The following is a 6,423-nucleotide window of genomic DNA, read 5'->3' on the forward strand; positions in this document are numbered from 1 at the left end:
AGAGTGATCCTTGCCATCGGTGACCAACATCGCACATAGTTACGGCGTGGCTTCCTCCAACAACGCTCCCTCGTTAGGGCGCTGCGGCGGCTTCGTCGCCCAGCACCCGCAGGACGCGTTCCACTTGCCGGCGCGACGCACGTCCGTCCCCGAGGCGCGCAGACGCGTCCAGACGCTGCTCGCCGAGTGGGGCGCGGCTCAACAAGTCCGCGACGACGTGGAGTTGGTGGTCTCCGAGCTGTTCACCAATGCCGTGCGGCACACCGGCAGCGAGAAGGTCGGCTGTGAAATCGCCCTCATCGGCGCGCACATACGCATAGAGATCACGGACGAGGGCGACCCCGGAGGTTCGGCGCCGCAGGTCCAGCCGGGCAGTCCGGACCAGGAGTGCGGCCGGGGGCTGTTCCTGGTCGGCGCGCTCTCCGACGGCTGGGGCTCGCGCCCGGACGACAGCGGTCAGGGCCGTGTGGTCTGGGCGGACCTGCCGTATTCCAGCGCTCCGGCGCACTGAGGCCCCGTTCCGCCGTCGGCGGACGGGGCCTTCGTCAATGGTTCAGAGCGGCAGCAGATCGGGCCGCTTGGGCTCGACGTGGTCGCCGGAGGACTCGCCACGCAGCCGGCGCCCGATCCACGGCACGAGGTGTTCCCGCGCCCAGTGGATGTTGTTCCGCCGCGCCTCGGCCGGCGACCGCTCGGCCTCCGGCGGCCAGGGCTGGTCCGGGTCGGCCGGCACCGGCAGACCGAGCACCTGGGCGGCGCGCAGCGCCACGCGGGTGTGGCCGTCGGCCGACAGGTGCAGCCGGTCCTCGCTCCAGGCCCGCCGGTCCTGTACGGACTTCAGCGACCACAGATCGAGCACCGGGCAGCCGTGCCGGTCCGCGATGGCCCGGACGTGCGCCGTATAGGTGGCGATCTTCCCGCGCAGGAGACCGAGCACCGGGACCCCGCGGGTGTCGAAGCCGGTGCAGAGCAGGACCGTGCCGACCGAGGCGCGCAGATCGGCCACCGCCGCCTCGTAGCGCTCGGCGACCGCGTCCGGGTCGGAGCCCGGCCGGAGGATGTCGTTACCGCCGGCGCAGAACGTCACCAGGTCGGGGGCCAGCTCCTTGGCCCGCGGTACCTGTTCCTCGACGATCTGGTCCAGCAGCCGCCCCCTGACGGCGAGGTTGGCGTAGCGGAAGTCCCCCTCCGCCTGCTGGTCCGAGAGCAGGACCGCGAGCCGGTCCGCCCAACCGATGTACACCCCGTCAGGGCCGGGATCCCCGACCCCCTCTGTGAAGCTGTCCCCGACGGCTGCGTACGACCCGATGGCACCTGTGGCGCCCGTGATGAAGTCTTTCGACTCATCTGCAGCGCTCGTGGCGCCGCTGCTGATGTTCTTCGAATCGTCTGCCACGTCAGGACATACTTCACCTTGAGAAGTGACCTACGCCACCGTAACCAGGGGTTGACGAGGCGTGATTAATACCACCAGGTCAAATTCTGCTCAAGTTGGAATAAGAATTGGTCATGGGTTGCTTCTCGAGCGCTTCCTCGCGCCCTGCGGCGCTCCGATTGCGGCCTGATTTCCTATTGCATCAATGTCGTATCGTCGGGACTGCCCCGCCTCGTCGACGAGCAGCGTCGGCGAACGACCCAGAGGAGCGCCCGTGACGCAGCAGACGCCGCAGGTCCCGCAGGCCCAGCCGGAGCTCGCGGAGGTCCGCAACTTCCGCGATGTGGGCGGGCTGCCGACCGTGGACGGGCGTCGCGTACGGGAGGGCAGACTGTTCCGCAGCGGACACCTCGCCCACGCCACGGCGGAGGACACCGCGTTCCTGGCCGGCCTCGGGCTGCACACCGTCTTCGACTTCCGCAATGCCTCGGACATCAAGCTGGAGGGCCCCGACGTCACGCTCCCCGGTGTGCGCAACGTGAACATCCCGCTGACCGACCCGGCCGACGGCGCCGAGTTCTGGACGATGGTCCGCGACGGCGAGCTGGAGCAGCTGCGCACCGCGCTCGGCGACGGCAAGGCCGCGGCCCGGATGGCCGCCACCTACCGGCACATCATCACCACCCGCACCGAGGACCACAGCCGGGTGCTGCACGCGCTCGCCGAGGACAGCGTCCCCGCGCTGATGCACTGTGCGGCGGGCAAGGACCGGGCCGGCCTGTCCGTGGCCGTGACCCTGCTGGCGGTCGGGGTGGAGCGGGACGCCATCGAGGCCGACTACCTGAAGTCCAACGACCCGCACCGCCGCTACAAGATCCGCCGCTCCGACAACTCCGCGGTCGGGATGTCGCAGGAGGTCATGGAGCTGCTCTCGCCGCTCTTCGGCGCGCACACCGACTACCTCGCGGCCGCCTACGACGCGATCGAGCGGACCTGGGGCTCGACGGAGAAGTACCTGTCCGAGGGTCTGAAGCTGGCCCCCGAGACCCGCGAGCGGCTGCGCGAGGCGCTGCTCACCGACTGACCGGACCGCGCGCCCCTAGGGTTCGGCGACCCAGCCCGCCGTCAGCACCAGCCCCGACGCCCGGTGCACGGCGAGGAACCCGAAGGGCCGGTCCATGCGGACCGTGAGCCGCGGCGCGCGGTACGGCGGGGGCGGCGGCACGGATCCCGCGGCGACCGGCATGACCGTGACGGCCGCCGCACGGAAGCCGAGCGCGCCGAAGGTCGCGGTGGCCTGCTGCCGGGCGGCCGACACCGCGAGCGGGTGGTCGCTGATGCCCGGGAAGTGCCCGCGGGAGGTGTCCGCCGCGGCGGTCAGCCCGAACAGCTCCGGCCGCTTGAGCAGGTCATGTGCGGCGTCGACGGTGAACCGCACGGTCGTGAGGTCCAGCCGCGGCACCCCGTCGTGGCTCGGCACCGTCGTCACCCGCAGCCCCGGCCCGGCGCCGTCGGTCAGCGCGGCACCGGACACCGCCGGGTACCGCCCGGCCAGCGCCTCGGCGCCGTGCCCCAGCACCTCGCCGCCCGGCACCCCGGGCCCGCCGAGCAGCAGATGGACGTCCAGGCCGTTGTCGCCCTCGACGCGTACGGCGGTCAGCGGGCCGGCCGGGGTTGCGTGCACCCGGACCTGCGTGTCCTCCGCCGTGGAGCGGCTCAGCGCGGTCACCTCGCGCCCCGCCCAGGGGCCTTCGGTGAGCCGCAGCGGGTACTCCCCGAAGGGTTCCGTCCAAGTCGTCCGCACCAGCAGCGCACTGGCCAGGACGAGCAGCAGGTCGGGGGTGACCTCGACCGGCATCCGCTCGACCATCCCGTCGGTGTGGCGCCGCGCCCAGGCGTCCAGCGCCTCCTGGTCCGCCGCCGCGGCGCCGGTCAGCTCGCCGAGCGTGCCCGGCGCCAGCCCGTCCCGCCACTCGGGGCGCAGCGCCAGCGTGCGCCGGGCCCACAGCGCGGCCGCGGCACCCACGCCGTCGGCCGCGTCCAGCGCCGCGAGCAACGACCGGCCCTCGGCCGGCGCCCGCTCCGCGTCGGTGCCGAGCGCCTCGGCCAGCTCCGTACGGGCCGGGCCCGCCGAGGGGCCCGCGAGCAGCGCGAGCAGCGGCCAGACACCGGCGGCGGTGAGGACCGTGCCGGCCTGTCCCACCGCCTTGCGCGCCCAGCGCGCCGTCATGCCGTTCACGGACCGCACCGTCGTCTCGGCCGGCATCGCGTCCCCCCAGGGCTGTCAGCGGTGGGCGACCGCCTGTTTGACCAGCGTCCGCCCGAAGTCCCACATCAGGTTGCCGCCGCCGTGGGCGTCGTCCATGACGGCGGTGAAGGCGCCGAGGAACCGGTCCACCTCCCGCTCGCCGATGATCAGCGGCGGGATCAGCTTAATGACCTCCAGGTGGTCGCCGGAGACCTGGGTGAGGATGCGGTGCCGCTGCAGCAACGGCACCACGACCATCTGCGCGAACAGCCCCTTGCGGGCCGCCTGCAGCATCGTCCAGCGGCCGCGCAGCCCGAGCGAGGTGGGCCGGCCGAACTCGATGCCGATCATCAGGCCGCGGCCCCGTACGTCGTGCAGCAGCTCGTACTTCGGGATCAGCTCGGCGAGCCGGCCGCGGAGCAGATCGCCGGTGTGCCGGGCGTGCGCGACGATCTGCTCGTCCTCCATCACCGCGAGGACCGCCAGACCGGCCGCCATCGCCTGGGCGTTGGAGCCGAAGCTGGCGGAGTGCACCAGGACACGGTCCATGGACGAGTAGACCTTTTTGAAGATCCAGTCCTTGCCGAGGGTCGCGCCGACCGGGACGTAGCCGCCGGACAGCGCCTTGGCCACGCACACCAGGTCCGGTGCGACGCCGTCCTCGTGCTGGTAGGCGAAGAAGTCACCGGTGCGGCCGAGGCCGGTCTGCACCTCGTCGGCGATGAGCAGCGCCTTGTGCCGGTGCAGGAGGTCCTGCGCGGCCCGCAGATATCCGGGCGGCGTCTCGTGGACGCCCTTGCCCTGGATCGGTTCGACGATCAGCGCGGCGACGTCGCCCTTCGCCAACTCCCCTGCCAGCGCGTCGAGATCACCGAGCGGCACGGCGGTGTCGGGCAGCAGCGGCGCGAAGCCGTCGCGGAAGCCGTCCTCGCCGTTGACGGAGAGGGAGCCGGTCGTCAGGCCGTGGAAGGCGTGGGTGCAGTACAGGATCCGCGGCTTCCCGGTCGCGTACCGCGCGAATTTCAGCGCGGTCTCGACGGCCTCGGTGCCGCTGTTGCCGAAGAAGACCCGGTCGAGGTGGGGGGCGTGGCCGAGCAGCTTCTCGGCGAGCAGGCCGGGCAGTGGCTGGCAGTCGAAGCGGGTGAGGTCGGGCAGCTGGGCGTCGAGGACGTCGTGCAGCGCCTTCCGTACGACGGGGTGGTGCCGGCCCAGGCCCATCACCCCGAAGCCGGCGAGCATGTCGAGGTAGTCCTGGCCTTCGGTGTCCCAGAAGTACGCGCCCTCGGCCCGCTCGTAGACCTTGTCGAAGCCGATGGTGTGCAGCATCCGCGGCAGCTGGTGGTTCAGATGGCGGGTGTGCAGGTCGTACCGCTCGCCGCCGCGCTCCGCGAGCAGCCGCGTCAGGTCGAATCCGGTCATGAGACGCTCTCCTTACGGGCCAGCGCGGCGCTGATCCGGCCGGCGATCTCGGCCGGGGTCAGGCCCAGGTCGGCCAGCAGCTCGGCCCGCTTGGCGTGCGGCAGGAACTGCTCGGGGATGCCGAAGGTGCGCAGCGGTACGTCGACGTCCGCGTCCCGCAGCGCCTGGCCGACCGCCCAGCCGACGCCGCCGGTGCGGCTGTTGTCCTCGACCACGGCCACCAGCGCGTGGTCGGCGGCGAGTTCGGGGACGGCCGGGTCGACCGGCTTGACCCAGCGCGGGTCGATGACCGTCGCGTCCACGCCGCGCGCCGCGAGCAGCTCGGCGACCCGCAGGCAGACCGGTGCCATCACGCCGACCGCGACCAGGAGGACGTCCGGGTGCGGTGCCCGGTACAGGACGTCCACCCCGCCGATCCGGTCCACGGCCGGGATCGGGTCGTCCACCGATTCCTTGGGGAAGCGCAGCACGGTCGGGGCGTCGTCCACGTCGAGGGCCTCGCGCAGCTGGGCGCGGAGCTGGTCGGCGTCGCGCGGGGCGGCGATCCGCAGGCCGGGGACGACGCCGAGCACCGACATGTCCCACATGCCGTTGTGCGAGGCGCCGTCGGTGCCGGTGACGCCGGCCCGGTCCAGGACGAAGGTGACGCCGCACTCGTGCAGTGCGACGTCCATCAGGATCTGGTCGAAGGCGCGGTTGAGGAAGGTGGCGTAGACCGCGAAGACCGGGTGGAGGCCGCCGGTGGCCAGGCCCGCGTCAGCGGGTCCATCACGCCGACGGTGTGGAAGTGGTCGGCCTCGTCCTCCAGGGCGGGCCGGTAGCCGCGGCCCTTCTCGGTCAGGCAGTGCACCAGGACCGGGCCGTGGAATCCGGACGCGCGGCGCAGCGCCGATTCGACGGCCGTGATGTCGTGCCCGTCGATCGGGCCGAGGTACTTCAGGCCCAGGTCCTCGAACATGCCCTGAGGGGCGATGAAGTCCTTCAGGCCCTTCTTGGCGCCGTGCAGCGTGCCGTAGAGCGGTTTGCCGACGACCGGGGTGCGCTCCAGCAGGTCCTTGCCGCGGGCCAGGAAACGCTCGTAGCCGTCGGTGGTGCGCAGGGTGGCGAGGTGGTCGGCCAGCCCGCCGATGGTCGGCGCGTAGGAGCGCTCGTTGTCGTTGACGACGATGATCAGCGGGCGGTCCTTGGCGGCGGCGATGTTGTTCAGCGCCTCCCAGGCCATCCCGCCGGTCAGCGCGCCGTCGCCGATGACCGCGACGACATGGTCCTTCTTCCCGCGCAGCTGGTTGGCCTTGGCCAGACCGTCCGCCCAGCCCAGGACCGTCGAGGCGTGGCTGTTCTCGATGACGTCGTGTGCCGACTCCGCCCGCGAGGGGTAGCC

5 protein-coding genes and 1 pseudogene are annotated in these 6,423 nt (G+C 72.2%); 2 read left to right on the forward strand and 4 right to left on the reverse strand.

The annotated features are described in order from the left end of the window. Window positions 1-46 precede the first annotated feature (46 nt). Window positions 47-511 (forward strand): ATP-binding protein, encoded by a 465-nt coding sequence (locus IG62_RS42675; RefSeq protein WP_234326885.1) that lies wholly within the window; start codon window positions 47-49, stop codon window positions 509-511. 42 nt (window positions 512-553) lie between these two features. On the opposite strand, the gene IG62_RS0135960 is transcribed toward IG62_RS42675, so the two are convergent. After that, the gene (locus tag IG62_RS0135960; RefSeq protein WP_030813602.1) at window positions 554-1,330 is read right to left on the reverse strand and encodes a GDSL-type esterase/lipase family protein; all 777 of its coding nucleotides are present in this window, start codon (window positions 1,328-1,330) and stop codon (window positions 554-556) included. Between the two features lie 319 nt (window positions 1,331-1,649). Between IG62_RS0135960 and IG62_RS0135965 the strand changes: the two genes are divergently transcribed. Continuing rightward, on the forward strand, window positions 1,650-2,459 hold the full coding sequence (locus IG62_RS0135965; protein WP_030813604.1) for a tyrosine-protein phosphatase: 810 nt from the start codon (window positions 1,650-1,652) through the stop codon (window positions 2,457-2,459). Between the two features lie 15 nt (window positions 2,460-2,474). On the opposite strand, the gene IG62_RS0135970 is transcribed toward IG62_RS0135965, so the two are convergent. The 3 genes and pseudogenes from IG62_RS0135970 to IG62_RS42680 all read right to left on the reverse strand — a co-directional run. After that, window positions 2,475-3,605 (reverse strand): serpin family protein, encoded by a 1,131-nt coding sequence (locus IG62_RS0135970; RefSeq protein ID WP_234326886.1) that lies wholly within the window; start codon window positions 3,603-3,605, stop codon window positions 2,475-2,477. 54 nt (window positions 3,606-3,659) lie between these two features. Next, window positions 3,660-5,042, reverse strand: coding sequence for an aspartate aminotransferase family protein (locus IG62_RS0135975; RefSeq protein WP_030813611.1), 1,383 nt, complete (start codon window positions 5,040-5,042; stop codon window positions 3,660-3,662). After that, a pseudogene (locus IG62_RS42680) lies at window positions 5,039-6,423 on the reverse strand (1-deoxy-D-xylulose-5-phosphate synthase N-terminal domain-containing protein); the annotation flags it as partial. The gene IG62_RS0135975 and the pseudogene IG62_RS42680, both read right to left, overlap by 4 nt.

The organism is Streptomyces sp. NRRL S-337 (genome assembly GCF_000720175.1).
GTDB classification, from domain to species: Bacteria; Actinomycetota; Actinomycetes; order Streptomycetales; family Streptomycetaceae; genus Streptomyces; species Streptomyces siderophoricus.